Below are 21,059 nucleotides of genomic sequence, written 5' to 3'. Positions count from 1 at the left end.
GCGCTTCCCAGGTCTCCGCAGAGCCGAAGCGGAGGCCCAGACCCGCCGGCCGTACACGGCGCCCGGCGGCCCCCTGGGGACACCGTGCCCGGGGTCACCTGAGGACGGTTCCACCGGAACCGCCATGTACCGCCCGGTAGGAATCGGGCATCCCCCTCTCCCCGCTAGGAGACCCGAAGCATGTACAGCACCAGGAAGCACAGCCGTTCCAGCCGCACGCGCCTCACCTGCTACGCCGGCGGATTCGCCGCGCTGGGCGCAGGCGCCGCTCTGATCGCCGGCACCCTGTCGGCCGCGGCCGACACCGGAACCGGCGCCGCCCAACTGGTCGGCTCGCCGGAAGGGTGGGCCACCCAGAACGGGGGCACCACCGGCGGCGGCGACCGCACACCGGTCGCCGTCAGCAGTGCCGACGAGCTCACCGCGGCCATGGCCGCCGAAGGCCCGAGCGTCATCGAGGTCCAGGGCAGCATCGAGCTTTCCGGGATGAACGACCTCACCTCCGACAAAACCCTCATCGGGGCCGGCTCGGACGCCGAGATCACCGGCGGCGGCATCGACATCGACGAAGCCCACAACGTCATCGTGCAGAACATCGGCTTCTCCGACTGGGGCGACGACGCGATCAACGTCCAGGAGGGCTCTACCAACGTCTGGATCGACCACAACAGCTTCACCGGGGGAAGCGACGGCGCCGTCGACATCAAGCGGGAGTCCGACTTCGTCACGGTGTCCTGGAACCATGTCCACGACCACGACAAGTCGATGCTGCTGGGCCACTCCGACGGCCACACCGAGGACATCGGCCACCTGCGAGTGAGCTACCACCACAACTTCTTCGACGGCAGCGACACCCGCCACCCCCGGGTCCGCTTCGGTGAAACCGTGCACGTGTACAACAACTACTACCGCGACAACGCCGAGTACGGAGTGGCCTCCACCATGGACGCCGGCGTCCTGGTCGAGGGCAACTACTTCGAGAACGTCGAGACTCCCACCGAGGTCGGCTACGGCTCCTCCGACGACGGCCGCCTGGAGGCCCGCGACAACGTGTTCGACAACTCCGGCGATCCCGAGACCGCCGGCAGTGTCGCCGAGGTGCCCTACTCCTACGACCTCGACCCGGCCGGGGACATCCCCGGGATCGTCCCCGACGGCGCCGGAGCCGGAAACCTGTAGCACCCGCCCCCGCCTTACCGGGGGCGCGGACGACCAGCCCTCTGGTAAGCGCTTACCTCGATGCCGTGCCCGTCCGCTGACCGGGCGGGCACGGCCCCGCGCCGGCCGCGCAGGCGGCCCTGGTCGCCCGGCTCAGTCGGCGGGCTTGACCACCGGCCGGTGGACGACCTCGTCGATGACGGTGAGGGTCTGGGTGGCGGTGACACCCGGCAGGGCCTGCAGCCGGGTGAGGATCAGGTCGCGCAGCCGATCGGTGTCGGCCACGCGCACCAGCAGCACGATGTCGGCCGAACCCACCACATACCAGCAGTACTCGATCTCCGGGTAGGACGAAAGGACCTCGCGGTTGGCCCTCCAGTCGGGCTGGCTGCCCGAGATCAGCACCAGCGCGGTCACGCCCAGCCCCATCCGCGCGTGGTCGGCGACCACGGAGTATCCGCGGATGACACCGTCGTCGGTGAGGCGCTTGATGCGGTTGTAGGCGGTCGCCCGCGACACGTTGGCCATCGCCGCGATCTCGGTGATGCCCGTGCGGGCGTCGTCGGCCAGCGCACCGATGATGACCTCGTCGGTGGAGTCGGGCAGGCGGGGGCCGCGCTGGCGGGGACGCTCACCGGATGCTCCGGGCCCTTCCGGCGGCCCGGTGCGCACGGGCTTGCCGCGTTCGGGTTCGGCGCCCTGCCGCGATTGGCCGTGTCCTTGCCGCTGCTGCCCGTCGGTCATGCCCTGGCTCCTGGGGGTCGAGTCGTTGGCGATCCGCGGGACCGCGGGCGCGCTTTGGCGCCTGCGCCGCGGATCCGGCACTCGGCTGCTGCGTAATCCGGATCTAACATGGTGCCAGGGCGCGCGGCGCACGCGTGCGGTGACCGCAAGGAGGCACCATGCCGGTATCCCCCAGGATCCGCGAGCGAGCGCGGGGCTTCCTCCCGGCCGGAGCCGAGATCCGCTACATCTTCCCCGCTTCGTGGAACGAGTCGCAGTTCTTCGTGTTCGTGGTGACCGAAGCGACCGTGACCATACTGGTGAACCGGTTCTGGAGCCGCACCCGGCCCAAGGGCATTTGGCACGTGTTCCCGCGCGATGTGCGGATCGGCCCGGTCGACACGCACCTGATCCCCACCTTCCACCTCGGCGCCCACACCTTCGAGGTCGACGAGGAGTACGTCTCGGTGATCAACGCCTGCGATGCCGAGTCGGAGGGAACCGCGTCGCTGCCGCCCGATCCGCTGCCCGACCTCTGATCCGGCTGCGATCCGGGGCACAGCGCTGAGCGCCCGCCCGCACCGCCGCACCGGGAGCAGCAGCAACAGGCACAGGAACAGGAACAGGAACCGATCGTCCGCACCGGTTGCCCATACACCTTCCACTACACCAGACCGAGTTAGACGATTGCGGACCATCCAACCATTTTCGTGGTTGCCTGTCTGCATCTTCCGCGAATATCTGGCGTATCTGTCGATACCCGGCGCACAATCGGGCCATGGAGACCACGGAGACGGCGCAGCCGCCCGGACCAAGCCCCGCTACCGAGGAGCCGCCCGCCGCACCGACCCGCGAACCTGCGCACGCGCGCCAGGAGCCCGCGCCGGCCCTGCCGGCCGCGCTGTCGCGGCGCCTGTACCGCACCATGCTCACCGCCAGGCTGCTGGACGGCGAGGCCGTGGCACTGCAGCGCCACGGGGTCCTGCCCGCCTATGTCTCGCTGCGCGGCCAGGAGGCCGCCCAGGTCGGCAGCGCCGCCGCAATGGATCCCGAACGCGACTTCGCGTTTCCCACCTACCGCGAGATGGCCGTCGCGCTGACGCTGGGCGTCGACATGGTCGGCTACATGGCCAGCCACCGCGCGCTGTGGCACGGCGGCCTCTACGACCCCGTCGCCTCGCGGTTCGCGCCGATCAACGCCGTGGTCGGCGGTCCCGTCCCGCACGCGGTCGGCTGGGCGCTGGGCGAGAAACTGGCCGGACGCACCGGCTGCGCGGTGTCCTACTTCGGCGACGGCGCCAGTTCCGAGGGCGACGTGCACGAGGCGATGAACCTGGCCGGCGTCATGGGGGCGCCCGTGGTATTCGTGTGCCAGAACAACCGGTGGGCGCTGTCGGTGCCCAACGACGGCCAGATCGCGGGCGGGTCGGTGGCCGCCCGCGCCGCCGGGTACGGGATGCCCGGCACCGCGGTCGACGGCGACGATCTCGCGGCGGTGCACGCCGCTGTCGGCGCGGCGCTGGAGCACGCCCGCTCCGGCGGCGGGCCCGCCCTTGTCGAGGCGCTGACCTACCGGGCCGCACCCCACTCCACCTCCGACGACACCTCCCGCTACCGCGATCCCGGCGAAGAGCGCGCCTGGGCCGAGCGCGACCCGCTGCTGCGGGCGCGCGCAACGCTGGAGGCGGCCGGGCACGCCGGCGCGGACTTCTTCGACCGGGCCGAAACAGAGTGCCGCGCCGCGGCCGAACGCATCCGCGACGGCGTCAGCACCGCTCCCGAACCGCCCGGAACGGACCTGTTCACCCACGTCTTCCGCGAGCCCGGCGGCGATCTGGCCCGCCAGCAGCGGATCTGGCAGGAGGAGGTCCGATGAGCCCGGCCGCCGCGGAAACCGGTCCCGCCGAGGCGCCCGCACCCCCGGCCACGCTGCGCGAGGCGCTGAACCGGGCGCTGGACCGGGCGCTGGCCGAAGACCCCGCCACCCTGGTCTTCGGCGAGGACGTGGGCAAGCTGGGCGGGGTGTTCCGCGTGACCGACGGCCTGCAGGAGCGCCACGGCGCGCACCGCGTGTTCGACACCCCGCTGGCGGAGGCGGGCATCGTCGGTATGGCCGTGGGCCTTGCGATGAACGGCCGGCGCCCGGTGCCCGAGCTGCAGTTCGACGGGTTCGCCTACCCGGCCCTGGACCAGATCGCCAACCAGATGGCGCGGATGAACTACCGCTCGCGCGGCAGGGCGCCGATGCCGATCACGCTGCGCATCCCCAGTTTCGGCGGTATCCAGGCGCCCGAGCACCACGGGGAGAGCCTGGAGGCGCTGTTCGCGCACATCCCCGGCCTGAAGGTGGCCGCACCGGCCGACGCCGACGACGCCTACGGCCTGCTGCTGCAGTCGGTGCGCTGCGACGACCCGGTGGTCTTCCTGGAGCCCAAGGCGCGCTACTGGGACCGCCGCTCCTTCGCCGGGCCCGCGCAGACCGCCGGGCAGCCGCCGGAGGGGACCAGCCGCGTGGTGCGCAGCGGCCGCCACGCAACGCTGGTGGCCTGGGGCGCGATGGTGCACCGCTGCGTGCAGGCCGCCGAGCTCGCCGCCGAGGACGGTGTGGAGCTGGAGGTGGTGGACCTGCGGTGGCTGAAACCCATCGACGCCGCCGGGGCGGCCGAATCGGTGCGCCGCACCCGGCGCGCTGTGGTGGTCCACGAGGCCCCGCTGACGGCCGGGCTGGGCGCCGAGGTCAGCGCGCTGATCACCGAGCGGGCGTTCTCCCGGCTGGCCGCGCCGGTGCAGCGGGTCACCGGGTTCGACGTGCCCTATCCGGCGGGGCCGCTGGAACCGCAGTACCTGCCCACCGTCGACCGCATCCTCTTCGCCGTCCAACGCACGTTCGGTTCCCGGCCGGACGACCGACCGGAGGGGCGGTGACCATGGCACACGCGAACGAGGCGGTCTTCCGGCTGCCCGACCTCGGCGAAGGCCTGGTCGAGGCGACCGTGCTGGAGTGGCTGGTGCGCCCGGGCGATCGGGTCGAGCGCAACGGGCCGCTGGTCGAGGTCGAGACCGCCAAGTCCGCGGTGGAGATCCCGTCGCCGCACACCGGCGTTGTCGCCCGGTTGCACGCCGCAGCCGGCGAGTCGGTGGCGGTGGGCGCGCCGCTGGCGACCTTCGAGGTCGCCGCCGAGAGCGCGGCCGAGGGCCCGGCCGAGGCCGCCGCGGGGATCGTGGGCACGGTCCCCGCCGACCAACCGCCGCGCCGCCGCGTCACCCTCAGCCCGCCGCCGGAGGAGGAGCAGTGACCGGGCACAGGCCGGGCGCGCCGGTACCGCTGCACTACACCGCCCCCGACCCCGATGCCGCGGGCGTCCCGGTGCTGCTGGTGCACGGTTTCGGCTCCGACCACGAGCTGAACTGGGTACGGACGGGTTGGACGCGGGCCCTCGCGGGTCTGCCCGTCATCGGCTGCGACCTGCGCGGGCACGGCGCCAGCGGCAAGCCGCACGACCCGGCGGCCTACACCACCGAAGCCTTTGTCGGCGACCTGCTGGCCGTGCTCGACGCGCTCGGGGCCGAGCGCGCCGACGTGGTGGGGTACTCGCTGGGGGCGCGGTTGGCCTGGGAGTTGGCGCTGGCGCATCCGCAGCGGGTGCGCCGGGCCGTGCTGGGCGGTTTCGGGCCGCACGACGCGTTCGCGGGCACCGATCCGGCCGGCCTGGACGGCCTTGCCGGGCCGGCAGGCCCGGGCGGCCCGGCAGGCTCCGGGGCCGGCGACTCGCCGTTCGGCCGGGTCTACCGGGCGGCCGCACAACTGCCCGGCAGCGATCCGGCGGCGCTGGCGGCCTGCGCCCGCGGGCAGGCGGCCCAGCCGTTCCGCCCCGAACCCGCGCCGCGCGCAACCCCGATGCTGCTGATGGCCGGTGACCGCGACGACCTCGCCGCCGGCATGGAGGGCCTGGCCGTGCAGGTGGGCGGCACCGGGCTGCGGGCACCGGGCCGCGACCACCGCACCGCGGTCTCGGCGCAGCGCCTCAAACAGGCCGCTGTCCGGTTCCTCACCGCCGAAGACCCGGCGCGTTCCGGCGGCCGAACCGGCGGCTGAACCGCCCGCGGCGGCGCGACGCGCCCGTGGCGGCACCGTTACCCAACGGAGCCGCGGAGCCTGGGCGAGAATTGCCGTTGCGCCGCAGCCGCAGACCAGCCGAGACGGCACCGCCGAGCGGCGGAAACGGCGCAGGAGGTCACGTCCGTTTCACTCTGCTCTCGCCTTCATAACAACCCTTCCCCGGTGATTGGTGACCATTCGCGGAACGGATATCGTCCGGCAGCAGAACCCGGCGAGCCCACCCACGAACGTGGGCCGCTTCAGGGCTGAAGGGGAGTGAAGAGTGAACAAGCGAGCCGCCAAGCTCGCCGCCGCCACCGCGGCCGGCGTGCTGACCCTGGCCTTGACGGCCTGTGACAACCCGCAAGGCGGAGGCGAAGAGGGCAGCGGCACTGGAGAAGGCGGCGACGGCATCCGTGTCGGCCTCGCCTACGACGTCGGCGGCCGGGGCGACAAGTCGTTCAACGACTCCGCCTACCGCGGGCTGCAGCGCGTCGAGGAGGAACTCGGCCTCAGCAGCGAGGACGTCCAGGACTTCGAACCCAGCGAGGGCGAGTCCGACGTCGACAAGGAAGAGCGCCTGAAGAACATGGCCGACCAGGGCTTCAACGTGATCATCGGGGTGGGTTTCGCCTACACCCAGCCGATGATCAACGTGGCGAGCCAGGACGCCTACTCGGACGTGGACTTCGCCATCGTCGACTCCGAGATCAAGGACGAGCAGAACGTCACCAGCCTGGTCTTCGCTGCCGAGCAGGCGTCGTTCCTGGCCGGTGCGGCCGCCGCGCTGAAGAGCGAAGAGGACCACATCGGGTTCGTGGGCGGTGTCGAGACCCCGCTGATCAAGCGGTTCGAGGCGGGTTACGTGGCAGGGGCCGAGGAGGTCAATCCCGATATCGAGATCGAGAGCACCTACCTCACCCAGCCGCCGGACATGAGCGGTTTCTCCGACCCGGCAACGGGCCGTTCGACCGCCCAGGGACAGCTCGACCAGGGCGCGGACGTCATTTACCACGCGGCCGGCGCTTCGGGCAACGGCGTGCTCGAAGCCGTGGCCGACGCCGAGAAGCTGTTCATCGGTGTCGACAGCGACCAGTACAAGAGCGCGGCCGAGGACCAGAAGCAGTACGTGCTCACCTCGGCGCTGAAGCGGGTCGACACTGCGGTGTTCGACTACGTGAAGTCGGCGTCGGAGGGCGAGGTCCAATCGGGCGTGCAGCGCTTCGACCTGGCCAGCGGCGGTGTGGGCTACAGCAAGGCCAACAAGGAGGAGATCTCCGACATCGAAGGCCGGCTCGACGAACTGAAGCAGCAGATCATCGACGGCGAGATCGAGGTTCCGACCAAGCCGTAGCGGTTGCAGGGCGGCGGTCCCGATGGGGCCGCCGCCGGGCCGCTCCCCCGCGGCACCGGGGCACGGGCACGCCGCCCGCGCCCCGGTGCCGCGATCCGTTTTCTTCTCCCCCTCAGCTCCGCCGCAGCGGGCCCGTCCCCCGGGCACGGGCCTGCCGCGGCCCGAAGTCAGTTACGAGGAGTCGGATGAGCAGCGCACCATCCGGCGGCGGAGAGGCACCGCCCGCCGTCGAGCTGCGCGGGATAACCAAAAGGTTCCCGGGGGTCGTGGCCAACCACGACATCGACATAGCCGTGGAGGCCGGCACCGTGCACGCCATCGTGGGCGAGAACGGTGCCGGCAAGTCCACCCTGATGAAGACCCTTTACGGCATGCACCGGCCGGACGAAGGCACCATTTCGGTCAAGGGTGCGGCGGTGCGGTTGGCCTCCCCCTCCGACGCCATCAAGCACGGCATCGGCATGGTGCACCAGCACTTCATGCTCGCCGACAACCTCACCGTGCTGGAGAACGTCGTGCTGGGCGCCGAGCGCCGCAGCGGCATCGGGCGGGGCGCGCGCAGCCGCATCGTCTCGCTGTCGGAGCAGTACGGGCTGGGGGTGGAGCCCGACCGGCTGATGGAGGAGCTGGGGGTGGGCCGGCGCCAGCGGGTGGAGATCCTCAAGGTCCTCTACCGCGGCGCCGACATCATCATCCTGGATGAGCCCACGGCGGTGCTGGTGCCCCAGGAGGTCGACGAGCTGTTCGACAACCTGCGCGAGCTCAAGCGGGAGGGCCTGACGGTCATCTTCATCTCGCACAAGCTCGACGAGGTGCTTTCGGTCGCCGACACCATCACCGTGATCCGGCGCGGCACCACCGTGGCAACGGTCGACCCGGGCGCCACCAGCGCCCGCGAACTGGCGACGCTGATGGTCGGCGGTGAGCTGCCAGTGCCCGAGCTGCGCGAATCCACGGTCACCGACCGGCCGATGCTGGAGGTCGCCGATCTGCGGGTGGCCGAGCCCGGCGGGCGGCGGGTCGTCGACGGCGTGTCGCTGACCATCCGCCGCGGCGAGATCGTCGGTATCGCCGGTGTTGAGGGCAACGGCCAGTCGGAACTGATCGAGGCCGTCATGGGGATGCGCCCCATCGAGCAGGGCAGTGTGCGGCTCGATGGCCGCGACATCACCGGCTGGCAGACCCTGGACATCCGCGAGGCCGGGGTCGGCTACATCCCCGAGGACCGCCACCGCCACGGGGTGCTGCTGGAGTCCCCGCTGTGGGAGAACCGCATACTCGGCCACCAGGGCGAGGCTCCCAACGCCCGCGGTATCTGGATCGACCGGGCGGGGGCGCGCGAGGACACCGGGCGGATCGTCGCCGAGTACGACGTGCGCACGCCCGGCATCGACGTCATCGCCGAGGCGCTCAGCGGCGGCAACCAGCAGAAACTGATCGTGGGCCGCGAGATGAGCGGCGACCCGAAGGTGCTGGTGGCCGCCCATCCCACCCGCGGTGTCGACGTGGGCGCCCAGGCGGCGATCTGGGAGCACCTGCGCCGGGCGCGCAGCGAAGGGCTGGCGGTGCTGCTGGTATCGGCTGACTTGGACGAGCTGATCGGGATGTCCGATACGCTGCACGTCGTTCTCCGCGGCCGGCTGGTGTCTGCGGCCGACCCGTTGTCGGTCACTCCTGAGGAACTCGGCGCGGCAATGACCGGTGCCGGAGCGGGCAGCGGTGCCGCGCCCGAGGACGGCGGCGGCAGCGGCGAAGGTGAGGACGGCGCATGAGGTTCTCCATCCCCACCCCGGCCGCGGTCGGTCTGGCCGCCGTTGTGGCCGCGGGGGTCACCGCCGGCGCCGACTTGGGCCTGCTGGCTCCGGCGGCCGCTGCGCTGGGCACGGTGCCGGCGTTCGCCGTGGTGGCGGCCACGACCCGCCCGGCCACCGAGGACGCCGACACCCGCGTGCACCGGCTGCTGGTGACACCGATCGCGCTGCTGCTGTCGGTGGTCGCGGCCGTGCTGGCCGGCGGGGTCCTGGACTGGTGGCTGATCGAGCCCGCGGCCTACCCGCTGGGTGCACTGATCGGCGCGGTGGCCGCGTTCCTGATCTACCGGCGCCTGCCGACCACGCTTGCGCTGTCCTTCGGCGCGGTGGCGGCGGCCGGGGTGCTCGCGCTGGCGCTGACCGCGCTGGTGCTGGGCGTCAGCGGGGTCGCGCCGCTGGAGGCCTTCGGCAAGATGCTGGACTTCGGGTTGCAGCCCGACAGCCTCGTCCTCGTCGTCAACTCCGGCACCACCTTCTACCTGTCGGCGGTGGCGGTGGCGATCGGCTTCAAGATGAAGCTGTTCAACATCGGTGTGGACGGCCAGTACCGGCTGGCGGCGCTGATGGCCGCCGCCGTGGGCGGCGCCTGGGTGCTGCCGCCGGTGATCCACCAGATCGTCATCATCGCGGTTGCGGTGGCCGTCGGCGGCTTCTGGGCGGGTATCGCCGGCTACCTCAAGGTCGCCCGCGGGGTGTCCGAGGTGATCTCCACGATCATGCTGAACTCGGTGGCCACCGGCATCACCGCCTACCTGCTCAACACCGACCGGTTGGCGGTGCAGATCAGCACCAACAACATCGGCACCCGCGAGATCGCGGAGTCGGGGTGGGTGCCGGGCATCCCCGCCGGCTTCATGGGCGCCGACCGCGAGATCTTCGGCCTGGTGGTGCTGGCGATCGCGGTGGGGGCGGGCTACTGGCTGATGCTGAACCGCACCCGCTTCGGTTTCGCCCTGCGCGCCACCGGCCAGTCGCCGACCGCCGCGCGGGCAAGCGGGATCGACATCAAGCGCATGGTGCTGCTGTCGATGGTGATCTCCGGGATGATCGCCGGGCTGGTGGGGGTCCCGCAGCTGCTCGGCCAGTCGCACTACTATGCGCTGGACTTTCCCACCGGGCTCGGGTTCACCGGCATCGCGATCGCGCTGCTGGGGCGCAACCATCCCGTCGGGATCGCGTTCGCCGCACTGTTCTGGGCGTTTTTGGACCAGTCAAGCCAGATCCTGGACTTCGAGGGCATTCCCAAGGAGATCGCCGTGGTCACCCAGGCCACCATCGTGCTGACCGTGGTCGTGGTGTACGAGGTCGTGCACCGCTGGGGTCTGCGCTACCAGCAGCAGCAGGTCGGCCGGGAGCTCGCCCGCGGCGACCGTGAGGAGGCGGCGGCGTCATGAGCCAGGATCTGACGGTCTCCCGCGAGCCGGCCGACGCCGCCGCGCGGCGCACCACCCGGTCGCGGTGGCGGTTCGCCACCATCGCGATCGCGGCGTTCGTGGCGCTGGCCGGGGTACGCGCCATCACCGGCCAGTCGATGCTGACCAGCGCGGGCACCATCCAAGCGACCCTGGCCTTTGCCGTGCCCATCGGGCTGGCGGGGCTGGGCGGTGTGTGGGCCGAACGCGCCGGGATCATCAACATCGGCCTCGAAGGCATGATGGTGCTGGGCACTTGGTGCGGCGCCTACTTCGCCTGGAGCCTCGACAGCCCGTGGGCGGGTCTGGTCGCCGGCGTGCTGGGCGGTATGGCCGGCGGCCTGATCCACGCGGTGGCGACCGTCACCTTCGGTGTCGACCACATCGTCTCGGGTGTTGCGATCAACATCCTGGCGGTCGGTGCGATGCGCTACCTGTCGCTGCTGTTCTTCGCCGACGCGCCCGGGGGCGGCGCGGCGCAGTCGCCGCAGCTGCCCGAGTTCCCCACTGTGGGGCTGCCGTATGTGGCCGAGGCGCTGGCGCCGCTGCGCGATTCGGGGGTGTTCCTGGTCTCCGACACCGCGTCGCTGATCACGGGGCTGACGACCGGCATGTCGGTGGTGACGCTGCTGGGCATCCTGCTTGCGCCGCTGACGTTCGTCGTGCTGTGGCACACCCCGTTCGGGCTGCGGCTGCGCTCGTGCGGCGAGAATCCCGACGCCGCGGAGTCGCTGGGCGTGCCGGTTTACGCCTACAAGTTCACGGCGGTGGTGTTCTCCGGCGGGTTCGCCGGACTCGGCGGGGTTTTCCTGGCAATGGTGGCCTCGTCGGTGTACCAGGAGGGCCAGACCGGCGGGCGCGGCTACATCGGGCTGGCCGCGATGATCTTCGGGAACTGGCGTCCGGGCGGGCTGGCGATGGGCGCCGGGCTGTTCGGACTCACCGACGCGCTGCAGGTGCGCGGCGGCGGAGGGGCGGTACACGCGCTGCTGCTGCTGATCGCCGCGGCGCTGCTGGTGGCGTGTGCGGCCATGTTCCTCACTGCGATGTGGCGTGTGCGCGGCCATTTCGGGGTCGGCACCGAGCGCGAGCCGTACTGGACCCTCGGCCCGTGCGGCGCGGAGCGGAGTACGTCGAAGCTGAGCCTCTTCGGCGCCGTGGCGACCACGGCCTGGGTGAGTCTGATGAGCACGGTGACGATCGCGGCCGGCGGCGCGGTCCTGGCTTTCGGCGGTCCGGGCATGGTGCCGATTGCCTGGGCGCTGGGCATCCTCGGTGTGCTGTTCGCCGGGGTTGCGCTGTTCCTGGCGACCGATTGGCCGCAGGAGGCCGGCCGCTCCGGGGTCCCGGTGGTGGCCGCGGGGCTGGTGGGATCACTGGTGCTGGTCTGGTACCTCGGCACCGACACGCTGCCGGGCCAGCTTGTGACCTACAGCCCGCACATCGCAACGCTGCTGGTGCTCGCCCTGGCCTCGCAGCGGCTGCGCCCGCCCGCGGGAGTGGGCCGCCAGTGGCGCAAGGGCCGCGCATGAGCGGCGGCGGCGCGGCTCCGGAGCCGGGCGGCGGCGGCCGCCCGGCCGGCACGCAGGGGTCGCCCCGGCCGGACCAGCCGCCCCAACCGGACTGGCCGGGGCTGCGTGCCGCGGCCACGCGGGCGATGGAGCGCGCCTACGCGCCCTACTCCGGATTCCCGGTGGGCGCGGCGGCCCTGGTCGACGACGGGCGCACGGTGTCGGGCTGCAACGTCGAGAACGCGTCCTACGGGCTGGGGCTGTGCGCCGAATGCGGTCTGGTTTCGGCCCTGCACGCAACCGGCGGCGGGCGGCTGCGCGCGTTCGCCTGCGTGGACCGCGGCGGCGCCCCGCTGATGCCGTGCGGCCGCTGCCGCCAACTGCTCTTCGAACACGGCGGGCCGGCGCTGCTGGTCGATACGCCGCGGGGTGTGCGCACGCTGGACGAGTTGCTCCCCCTGGCGTTCGGCCCCGCCGACCTGGAAGGCTGATCCGGCCCGCTGGACAGGCCGGCGGAGCACCCCCGGGCAAGCGGAGGGACGCGATGGAGGCCATCGAGATCATCACCGCCAAACGCGACGGCGGCGAACTGAGCGGCGAACAGATCGGCTGGGTCATCGACGCCTACACCAGCGGCGCGGTGGCCGAGGAGCAGATGGCCGCCCTGAACATGGCCATCGTGTGGCGCGGGATGACCCGGGCCGAGGTCGGCGCGTGGACCCGGGCCATGCTGGACTCCGGTCGGCGGCTGGACTTCACCGGCTTGGGCAGGCCCACGACCGACAAGCACTCCACCGGCGGCGTCGGCGACAAGATCACCTTGGCGCTGACCCCGGCCGTCGCCGCCTGCGGCGCGGCGGTGCCGCAACTGTCGGGGCGGGGACTGGGCCACACCGGTGGCACCCTCGACAAGTTGGAGTCCATCCGCGGCTGGCGCGCCGACCTCTCACCCGAGCGGATGCGCGCCCAACTGGCCGAGGCGGGCTGCGCCGTGTGCGCGGCGGGTCCGGGCCTGGCGCCCGCCGACCGCAAGCTCTACGCGCTGCGCGACGTCACCGGCACCGTGGAATCGATCCCGCTCATCGCCGCCTCCATCATGTCCAAGAAGCTCGCTGAGGGCACGGCGTCGCTGGTGCTGGACGTCAAGGTCGGCTCGGGTGCGTTCATGAAGGACACCGGCTCGGCGCGGGAGCTCGCCGAGACCATGGTGGCGATCGGTACCGACCACGGGGTGCGCACCCGGGCCGTGCTCACCGCGATGGACGTCCCGCTGGGCCGCCGCGTGGGCAATGCGCTGGAGGTCGCCGAGGCGGTCGAGGTGCTGTCGGGCGGCGGGCCGGCCGATGTCGTGGAGCTGACGGTGGAGCTGGCCCGGGAGATGCTGCAGGCCGCCGGGCTCGGCGCCGCACCGGATCCGGCCGAGGCGCTGCGCGACGGCTCGGCCATGGACGTCTGGCGGCGGATGGTCGCGGCGCAGGGCGGCGACCCCGATGCGCCGCTGCCGGCGGCCGCGGAGCGGCGCGACATCCTGGCTCCCGCCACCGGCACGCTCACCCGCCTGGACGCCCACGGGATCGGGGTGGCGGCGTGGCGCCTGGGCGCGGGCCGTGCCCGCAAACAGGACGCCGTCTCGCCCGGCGCCGGGATCGAACTGCACGCCAAACCGGGCGAACAGGTCCGCGCGGGCCGCCCGCTGCTGACCCTGCACACCGACGAGCCCGCCCGCTTCGAGCGCGCCGCCGAGGCCGTCGCCGACGCGTTCGCCATCGACGGCGCCGAGCGCCGGCTGCCGCTGGTGATCGACCGGGTCGGCTGAGCCGGCACCGGTCGGCCGCGGCCTTCAGGCGCGGCTGCGGACCGCCCGCCGCTAACCGGCGGCGGGCCGCTGCTGTTCCGGAAACAGGTCCGCGACCGCCCGGCCGAGGTCGCCGAGGAGGGACTCGGCCCGCGCTCGGACGCCGGCGACGTCCCCCTCCACCGGCAGCACCACTTCCAGGTAGGCCTTCAACTTGGGTTCCGTGCCCGACGGGCGCAGGGTGAGCCGGCCGCGGGCGGGACCGCCGAGGCGGTAGCGCAGGGCGTCGGTGGCCGGCAGGCCGTGCAGTCCCGCGGTGAAATCCTCGACCCCCTCCACCGCCAAGGGCCCGAAGGCGCGCGGCGGATCGGCGCGCAGGCGGCGCATGGCCGCAGGGATCACGGCGAGGTCGGCGACCCGCGGCGCAACCTGGCCGGTGGCGTGCAATCCGTAGCGGCGTGCCTGGTCGTCGACGAGGTCGAGCAGGGTGCGCCCCGCACGTTTGGTTTCGGCGGCGAGCGCGGCGAGCGCCAGCGCGGCACCGATGCCGTCCTTGTCGGCCACCGGGCGCCCCTGGTCGTTGGCCAAGCAGTAGCCCAGCGCCTCTTCGTAGGCGAACACGCAGCGCTCGCCGGGCCCGGCCGCACGCACCAGCCACTTGAATCCGGTCAGGGTTTCGGCGCAACGGACCCCGTGGGCGGCGGCGATCTTGGGCAGCAGCCCGGCAGAGACGATGGTGGTCGCCACCATCCGGTCGGCACCGGTGGTGCGGCCCAGCAGGTACTCGGCCAGCAGCCCGCCGACCTGGTCGCCGGTGAGCAGCCCGTGGCCGGGCACGGCCACCGCCATCCGGTCGGCGTCGGGGTCGTTGGCCAGGACGATGTCGGTGCCCTCGTCGCGCGCGGCCAGCAGCGCGAGGTCCATGGCGCCGGGCTCTTCGGGGTTGGGGAACCGGACCGTGGGGAAGTCGGGGTCGGGCCGGCTCTGCTCCCGCACCGCGTGCGGCGGGGGGAAACCGGCCCAGGAGAACGCCGTGGCGAGTGTCTGCGCGCCGACCCCGTGCAGCGGGGTGTAGGTCACCGTGATGTCGCGGTCGCGGCCCGGCGCGAGCGCGCTCACGGCGGCCACGTAGCGTTCGACCGCATCCTCGCCCAGCAGTTGCCAGGTGTCCGCGCGGGGGATCGCCGCCACGGTGCCCGCCGCGTCGATGGCGGCCGATATCTCGGTGTCGGCCGGCGGGACGATCTGGCTGCCGGCGTCCGGGCCGGTTCCGCCGACATAGACCTTGTACCCGTTGTCCTCGGGCGGGTTGTGGCTGGCGGTGACCATGATCCCGGCGTCGGCGCCGAGGTCGCCGACGGTGAACGCCAGCACCGGGGTGGGCAGCGGCCGCGGCAGCAGGAGTGCGGTGCAGCCCGCCCCGGCCAGCACGGCCGCGGAGTCGCGGGCGAAGTCGGCCGAGCGGTGGCGGGCGTCGTAGCCGATGACGACCGTGCTGCCGGCGCCGGCCCACCGGGCGACCCCGGCAGCGGCGCGCATGACCGTCACCCGGTTCATCCGGTTGGGGCCGGCGCCCAGCGCGCCGCGCAGGCCGGCGGTGCCGAACTCCAGTTTGGCGCCGAACCGGTCGGCGAGGGCCGCTTCGTCGCCGGCGTCGAGCAGCGCGGCCAGCTCTTCGCGGGTCGCCGGGTCGGGGTCCTGGTCGAGCCAGGTCCGCGCCGCGGTGCGGTAGGAATCGCCCATGCTCTGCGCCATCCGTTGCCTATCGTGCTGTGCTGCCGCGCACGCCGGTGAAGACGTTGTTCGGCGCGCTTACCTGCCGGGCGCCGCGGCGGTGCGGCCGCGGAAGCCGGGCTGTGCTCCGGCACCGGGGGTCCGGACACTCTGCCCTCGGAGAACCGGGCCGGTCGGTCCGGTCGGCCGGGGCGCCGGTCTCAAGCGCTCCGCGGCACCGCCGGCAGGCGTTCGACCACCGATGCGAGCAGGGCACCCACGTCGGCCGCAGCGTCGCGGCCGGTGGCCAGCACCTCCTCGTGGTCCAGCGGCTGGCCCGTCAGTCCCGCTGCGACGTTGGTGACCAGCGACAGCCCGAGCACCGCCGCGCCGGCCTCGCGGGCGGCGATCGCCTCCAGCGCCGTGGACATGCCGACCAGGTCGGCCCCCATGGCGCGCAGCATCCGGATCTCGGCGGGGGTTTCAAAATGCGGTCCGGGCATGGCCGCGTAGACGCCTTCGGCCAAGGAGGGATCGACCTGCTTGGCGAGGTCGCGCAGCGCCTTGGAGTAGGTCTCGGTCAGGTCCACAAACGCCGGACCCGCCAGCGGGGAGCGCCCGGTGAGGTTGATGTGGTCGGCGATCAGGACCGGCGAGCCCACACCCAGGTCGGTGTTGAGCGAGCCCGCCGCGTTGGTGAGGATGACGGTGGCCGCCCCGGCCGCGGCGGCCGTACGCACGCCGTGCGCGACAGCGGGGGCACCGTGGCCTTCGTAGAGGTGGGTGCGGCCGAGGAACACCAGCAGATCGCGGTCGCCGCTGCGCACGCTGCGGACCGTGCCGCTGTGCCCCTCGACCACCGGCGCGAGGAACCCGGTCAGCTCGCTGGTGGGCACTTCGGCTCCGCCGGTGCCGAGCGTGTCGGCGGCGGGCCCCCACCCGGACCCCAGCACCAGCGCGGCGTCGTAGGAGTCGACGCCGGTGCGGGAGCGCAGCTCATCGGCCGCCTTCGCGGCTGCGGTGTGCGGATCGGTCGTCACTGGGGCTTACCTCCTGGGTTGTGGGTGTCGCGGTTGGCCCGCTCAGTGATCTTGGCGCGCGCCGACCCGGGCTGGCAACGGTGAACCGCCAGGTTCGGGGAACTGCGCGGGGGCGCGTGCCGGCAGCGCGGCGGCGCGGGGTTCACCCGATCCCCCTGCGGAGCACGGCGTGCGGCCCGGCCATCCCGCTGACCAGGCGGTTTCCAGTGGGGACGAACCCGGTGGGAGCGAAGCCGCCGGCGAGGTAGGCGCGCACAGCGGCGGGGTTGGCCTCGCTGACGACGACGAACACCTCGGCGGCGTCCGGGTGCACGCCGCGCACCAGCGGGTCGATGGCGGCGCAGACGCGGCGGCCGATCCCCTGGCCCTGCCATTCGGGGGCGAGGTAGAACGCGCGCAGCAGGACGGTGCGCGCCGGATCGGCGGCGACACCTGCGAGATCGGCCAGGGCGCCGCCGCGGTCGATGATGCCGAAACCGATTGGGCGGCGGTCGCGCAGCACGGCGAACGGGGTGCGGTAAGGGTCGGCGTCGGCGCGCGGCAGCGTCTGGACGGCTTCGGTGACCAGGCCGCGTTGGCCCGGCGCGACCCGGATGCGCAGGACGGCGGCGCGGAGCCGTTCGACCTCGGGGCCGGGTTGGTCCAGCCGCACCAGGTCGATCGCCGCGCGCAATCCTGCTGCGCTCGCGCTCTCGCCCACTGGGTCCCCTGTCTTGCGTGTCGTGCCCGCCCGGCCGGCGTTCCGTGCTGTTCGGCGCGTCCGGCGGCCCGCTGCCGGACGCGCCCGGTGTTTTCACTATGGCAGAGCCGCCCCGGATCACCGCCGACCTGCGCGGCCGACGGTGCGCGCGGCGCCCGGCGGGCGGCGAACGGCCGGGGCGGCCGCCTGCTGCCGGCGGATCAGGTGCCGATGGGGTGCCAGACGGTTTTGGTCTCCAGGAACGGGGTCATGCGGGCGGTGCCGGGCGCGGCCCACCGGTCTTCGCCGTCGTTGGGGCGCAGCACCCGTTTGAGGGTCTGCGCGGCGCTGCGTTCGAGTTCGGCGGCGGCCTGCGGGTCGGCGCCGGTGAGGTCGAGGCCGTCGATGTCGGCGTGGGAGGCCAGGTGCGGCGCGATATCGGCGAGGCGGCCGGTGAGGATGTTCACGACCCCGCCGGGCAGGTCGGAGGTTGCCAGCACCTCGGCGAGGGTGATGGCGGGCAGGGGTGCGCGCTCGCCGGCGACGAGTACCGCGGTGTTGCCGGTGGCGATCACCGGCGCCAGCACCGAGACCAGGCCCAGCAGCGGGTCCTGCGGCGGGGCGAGGACCGCCACGACGCCGGCGGGCTCGGGCTTGGACAGGTTGAAGTACGGCCCTGAGACCGGGTTGGCGGCGCCCAGTACCTGCGCGATCTTGTCGGGCCAGCCGGCGTAGTACACCCACCGGTCGATGGCAGCGCCGACGACCGCATCGGCCCGGTCGGCGCTGATGCCGTCGGCCTCGGTGAGCTCGGCGGCGAACTGGGCGCGGCGGCCCTCCATCACCTCGGCTGCGCGGTAGAGGATCTGGCCGCGGTTGTAGGCGGTGCGCCCCGACCAGCCAGGGAAGGCGGCGCGCGCGGCGACCACGGCATCGCGGGCGTCCTTGCGTGAGGCGAGCGCGGCGTTGGCGAGGTGGGCGCCGCCGGATGCGGTCACGGAGTAGCACCTGCCTGACTCGGAGCGGGGGAACGCCCCGCCCACGTAGAGCTTGTAGGTCTTGCGGACCGGGATGCGCGCGGCGGCAGGCGCACCGGCGGGGTCGGCGAGTTCGGCGGCCTCGGCGTGCACGGTATCGGCGGCGGGCCGGGCGGCGGCGGGGCCGGGCTGATCAGGCGTGGACAAGGTATGCCTCCAGTCCGTGGCGGCCGCCCTCGCGGCCGTAGCCGGATTCCTTGTACCCGCCGAATGGGCTGGCCGGATCGAACTTGTTGAACGTGTTGGACCAGACCACACCGGCGCGCAGCCGTTCGGCGGTCCACAGCATGCGCGATCCTTTCTCGGTCCACACCCCCGCGGAGAGGCCGTAGGGGGTGTTGTTGGCCTTGGCCACGGCTTCGTCGGGGGTGCGGAAGGTCAGCACCGACAGCACCGGACCGAAGATCTCCTCGCGGGCGATGCGGTGGGCCTGGGTGACACCGGTGAACACGGTCGGGGGGAACCAGTAGCCGTGTTCGGGGAGTTCGCACTGCGGCGACCAGGCTTCGGCGCCCTCGTCGGCGCCCGCGCGGGCGAGTTCGCGGATGCGTTCCAACTGTGCGGCGGAGTTGATGGCGCCGATGTCGGTGTTCTTGTCGAGCGGGTCGCCGAGCCGCAGCCGCTCGATGCGGGCGCGCAGCCGGGACAGCAGTTCGTCGGCGGCCGATTCCTGGACCAGCAGCCGCGACCCGGCGCAGCAGACATGCCCCTGGTTGAAGAAGATGCCGGAGACGATGCCTTCGACGGCCTGGTCCAGCGCGGCGTCGTCGTAGACGATGTTGGCGCCCTTGCCGCCCAGTTCGAGGGTGAGGCGTTTGCCGGTGCCGGCGACGGTGCGCGCGATTTCGCGGCCGACCGCGGTGGAACCGGTGAAGGCGACCTTGTCGGTTCCGGGGTGTGCCACCAGGGACCGTCCGGTGCCGCCCGCGCCGGTGACGATGTTGACGACGCCGGGCGGGAGTTCGGCCTCTTGGCAGATTTCGGCGAAGACCAGCGCGGTCAGCGGAGTGGTTTCGGCGGGCTTGAGCACGACGGTGTTGCCTGCGGCCAGGGCGGGCGCGATCTTCCAGGCCAGCATCAGCAGCGGGAAGTTCCACGGGATGACCTGGGCGGCTACTCCGACGGGGCGCGGGGCGGGGCCCATACCGGCGTGGTCGAGCTTGTCGGCCCACCCGGCGTGGTAGAAGAAGTACGCGGCGACCAGCGGGAGGTCGGTGTCGCGGGTCTCCTTGATGGGTTTGCCGTTGTCGAGGGTCTCCAGCACGGCGAGTTCGCGGGCGCGTTCCTGGAGGATGCGGGCAATCCGGAACAGGTACTTGCCGCGTTCGGCGCCGGGCATGGCGCTCCACACGCCCTCGAATGCGCGCCGGGCCGCGGTGACGGCGCGGTCGAGGTCGGCCTCGCCGGCCACCGAGACGTGTGCGAGGTGCTCTTCGTCGGCGGGGTTGGCCGTGGCCATGTGCTCGCCGGACTTGGCGGGCACGAACTCGCCGTCGATGAACAGTTCGTAGGCGGGGCGCAGCCGCACCGCGCTGCGCGATTCGGGTGCAGGCGCGTACTCGAAGATCCCGTGGTCCTGTGCTGCCACTGCTCGGCCCTCTTAGTCCTGTTGGTCCCGTTGGTCCTTATGCCGGTCGGCCCGGTCAGTCCAGGGTGTAGTGGTCGGGTCCCGGGTAGGTGCCGGTGGAAAGCCGGGTGCGCTGCATCAGCAGGTCGTTGAGCAGGCTGGAAGCACCGAGGCGGAAATAAGCGGGGTCGAGCCAGGCGCCGCCGGCGACCTCGTTCACGAGCACCAGGTACCGCAGGGCGTCCTTGGTGGTGCGGATGCCGCCCGCGGGTTTGACGCCGACACGGCGCCCGGTGGCGGCGTAGTGGTCGCGCACCGCCTCAAGCATGATGAGCGTGACCGGCAGGGTGGCGGCGGGGGCGACCTTGCCGGTGGAGGTCTTGATGAAGTCGGCACCGGCGCGGATGGCCAGCCAGGAGGCGCGGCGGACGTTGTCGTAGGTGCCGAGTTCGCCGGTTTCCAGGATGACCTTCAGGTGCGCGTCGCCGCAGGCCTCCTTGACCGCGGTGATCTGGTCGTGGACCGCCCGGTAGTCGCCGGCGAGGAACGCGCCGCGGTCGATCACCATGTCGATATCGGCCGCGCCGTCGGCGACCGCGCGGCGGGTGTCGGCGAGTTTCGCTTCGAGCGGCGCCCGGCCCGCGGGAAAGGCGGTGGCCACCGAGGCGACCTTGACACCGGAGCCGGCGAGCGCGGCGGCGGCCGGGGCGACCAGGTCGGAGTAGACGCACACGGCGGCGACCGGCGGAACAGCGGGGTCGGCGGGATCGGGGCGCATGGCCTTGGCCGAGAGCGCGCGGACCTTCCCGGGGGTGTCGGCGCCCTCAAGAGTGGTGAGGTCGATTATGCCGATGGCGAGGTCGATCGCCCGCGCCTTGGCCGTGGTCTTGATGGAGCGGGTGGCGAGGTCGGCGGCGCGCGCACGGACCCCGGTTTCGTCGACGCCGGGCAGCCCGTGCAGCAGCGCCCGCAGCGACGTGTTCGGCAGATCGGGCGCCGGGTCGGGCAGGGGGGCGGTTTCTGGCACGGGCACCTCACGGATATCGCTGGTCGCGAAGGTCGCACCGGCAGCTTGTGGCGCCGGTGGGCATCGCCACCATAGTGCCACGCCGCACCTCGGGGCCATCGCCGGCAAGTGGCCTGTGCAAAAGTACGGCGCC

The 21,059-nt window shown here is 72.7% G+C and carries 19 protein-coding genes; 12 read left to right on the top strand and 7 right to left on the bottom strand.

Translation table 11 applies throughout. The features are described 5' to 3' along the window. Nucleotides 1–180: 180 nt before the first annotated feature. On the top strand, nucleotides 181–1,179 hold the full coding sequence (locus ACYVD5_RS17340) for a pectate lyase family protein (protein WP_461002099.1): 999 nt from the start codon (nucleotides 181–183) through the stop codon (nucleotides 1,177–1,179). Nucleotides 1,180–1,311: 132 nt separating this feature from the next. On the opposite strand, the gene ACYVD5_RS17335 is transcribed toward ACYVD5_RS17340, so the two are convergent. Continuing rightward, nucleotides 1,312–1,902, bottom strand: a complete 591-nt coding sequence (locus ACYVD5_RS17335) for an Lrp/AsnC family transcriptional regulator (protein WP_461002098.1) — start codon at nucleotides 1,900–1,902, stop codon at nucleotides 1,312–1,314. Between the two features lie 158 nt (nucleotides 1,903–2,060). On the opposite strand from ACYVD5_RS17335, the gene ACYVD5_RS17330 reads away from it, so the two are divergent. The 11 genes from ACYVD5_RS17330 to ACYVD5_RS17280 all read left to right on the top strand — a co-directional run bounded on the left by ACYVD5_RS17330 (nucleotide 2,061) and on the right by ACYVD5_RS17280 (nucleotide 13,884). After that, nucleotides 2,061–2,420: a hypothetical protein gene (locus ACYVD5_RS17330; protein WP_461002097.1), complete on the top strand. Its 360-nt coding sequence runs from the start codon at nucleotides 2,061–2,063 to the stop codon at nucleotides 2,418–2,420. 239 nt (nucleotides 2,421–2,659) lie between these two features. Next, nucleotides 2,660–3,757 (top strand): thiamine pyrophosphate-dependent enzyme, encoded by a 1,098-nt coding sequence (locus ACYVD5_RS17325; protein ID WP_461002096.1) that lies wholly within the window; start codon nucleotides 2,660–2,662, stop codon nucleotides 3,755–3,757. Then, entirely contained in the window at nucleotides 3,754–4,806 is a 1,053-nt protein-coding gene (locus tag ACYVD5_RS17320) for an alpha-ketoacid dehydrogenase subunit beta (RefSeq protein ID WP_461002095.1), read from the top strand. The genes ACYVD5_RS17325 and ACYVD5_RS17320 overlap by 4 nt, the downstream gene beginning before the upstream one ends. 2 nt (nucleotides 4,807–4,808) lie before the next feature. Continuing rightward, entirely contained in the window at nucleotides 4,809–5,177 is a 369-nt protein-coding gene (locus ACYVD5_RS17315; protein WP_461002094.1) for a biotin/lipoyl-containing protein, read from the top strand. Next, nucleotides 5,174–5,977, top strand: coding sequence for an alpha/beta fold hydrolase (locus ACYVD5_RS17310; RefSeq protein ID WP_461002093.1), 804 nt, complete (start codon nucleotides 5,174–5,176; stop codon nucleotides 5,975–5,977). The genes ACYVD5_RS17315 and ACYVD5_RS17310 overlap by 4 nt, the downstream gene beginning before the upstream one ends. Before the next feature lie 286 nt (nucleotides 5,978–6,263). After that, nucleotides 6,264–7,334 carry a BMP family lipoprotein gene (locus tag ACYVD5_RS17305; protein ID WP_461002092.1) on the top strand — a complete coding sequence of 357 codons (1,071 nt, stop codon included), beginning with the start codon at nucleotides 6,264–6,266 and terminating at the stop codon, nucleotides 7,332–7,334. Nucleotides 7,335–7,519: 185 nt separating this feature from the next. Next, nucleotides 7,520–9,106, top strand: coding sequence for an ABC transporter ATP-binding protein (locus ACYVD5_RS17300; RefSeq protein ID WP_461002091.1), 1,587 nt, complete (start codon nucleotides 7,520–7,522; stop codon nucleotides 9,104–9,106). Next, complete coding sequence (locus ACYVD5_RS17295) at nucleotides 9,103–10,539, top strand: ABC transporter permease (protein ID WP_461002090.1); 1,437 nt, start codon at nucleotides 9,103–9,105, stop codon at nucleotides 10,537–10,539. The genes ACYVD5_RS17300 and ACYVD5_RS17295 overlap by 4 nt, the downstream gene beginning before the upstream one ends. Beyond that, a complete protein-coding gene (locus tag ACYVD5_RS17290) occupies nucleotides 10,536–12,089 on the top strand; it encodes an ABC transporter permease (RefSeq protein WP_461002089.1) in 1,554 nt (517 codons plus the stop codon). The genes ACYVD5_RS17295 and ACYVD5_RS17290 overlap by 4 nt, the downstream gene beginning before the upstream one ends. Then, the gene (locus ACYVD5_RS17285) at nucleotides 12,086–12,559 is read left to right on the top strand and encodes a cytidine deaminase (RefSeq protein WP_461002088.1); all 474 of its coding nucleotides are present in this window, start codon (nucleotides 12,086–12,088) and stop codon (nucleotides 12,557–12,559) included. Before ACYVD5_RS17290 ends, ACYVD5_RS17285 begins: the two co-directional genes overlap by 4 nt. Nucleotides 12,560–12,612: 53 nt before the next feature. Beyond that, nucleotides 12,613–13,884: a thymidine phosphorylase gene (locus ACYVD5_RS17280; RefSeq protein ID WP_461002087.1), complete on the top strand. Its 1,272-nt coding sequence runs from the start codon at nucleotides 12,613–12,615 to the stop codon at nucleotides 13,882–13,884. A gap of 51 nt (nucleotides 13,885–13,935) precedes the next feature. On the opposite strand, the gene ACYVD5_RS17275 is transcribed toward ACYVD5_RS17280, so the two are convergent. From ACYVD5_RS17275 to deoC, 6 genes are all read right to left on the bottom strand, one after another. Beyond that, a complete protein-coding gene (locus tag ACYVD5_RS17275) occupies nucleotides 13,936–15,618 on the bottom strand; it encodes a phospho-sugar mutase (protein ID WP_461002086.1) in 1,683 nt (560 codons plus the stop codon). Nucleotides 15,619–15,797: 179 nt separating this feature from the next. Further along, a complete protein-coding gene (locus ACYVD5_RS17270) occupies nucleotides 15,798–16,616 on the bottom strand; it encodes a purine-nucleoside phosphorylase (protein WP_461002085.1) in 819 nt (272 codons plus the stop codon). A 142-nt stretch (nucleotides 16,617–16,758) separates the two neighbouring features. Next, the gene (locus ACYVD5_RS17265; protein ID WP_461002084.1) at nucleotides 16,759–17,316 is read right to left on the bottom strand and encodes a GNAT family N-acetyltransferase; all 558 of its coding nucleotides are present in this window, start codon (nucleotides 17,314–17,316) and stop codon (nucleotides 16,759–16,761) included. A gap of 200 nt (nucleotides 17,317–17,516) precedes the next feature. Continuing rightward, complete coding sequence (locus ACYVD5_RS17260) at nucleotides 17,517–18,425, bottom strand: aldehyde dehydrogenase family protein (protein ID WP_461002122.1); 909 nt, start codon at nucleotides 18,423–18,425, stop codon at nucleotides 17,517–17,519. 40 nt (nucleotides 18,426–18,465) lie between these two features. Then, the gene (locus tag ACYVD5_RS17255) at nucleotides 18,466–19,920 is read right to left on the bottom strand and encodes an aldehyde dehydrogenase family protein (protein WP_461002083.1); all 1,455 of its coding nucleotides are present in this window, start codon (nucleotides 19,918–19,920) and stop codon (nucleotides 18,466–18,468) included. A gap of 55 nt (nucleotides 19,921–19,975) precedes the next feature. Further along, nucleotides 19,976–20,932, bottom strand: coding sequence for a deoxyribose-phosphate aldolase (gene deoC / locus ACYVD5_RS17250; protein ID WP_461002082.1), 957 nt, complete (start codon nucleotides 20,930–20,932; stop codon nucleotides 19,976–19,978). Nucleotides 20,933–21,059: the final 127 nt, after the last annotated feature.

This window comes from Streptomonospora sediminis, from assembly GCF_054778995.1.
Note: the sequence above shows the minus strand (reverse complement) of the source record. Positions and strands in the feature narration are given on the sequence as shown.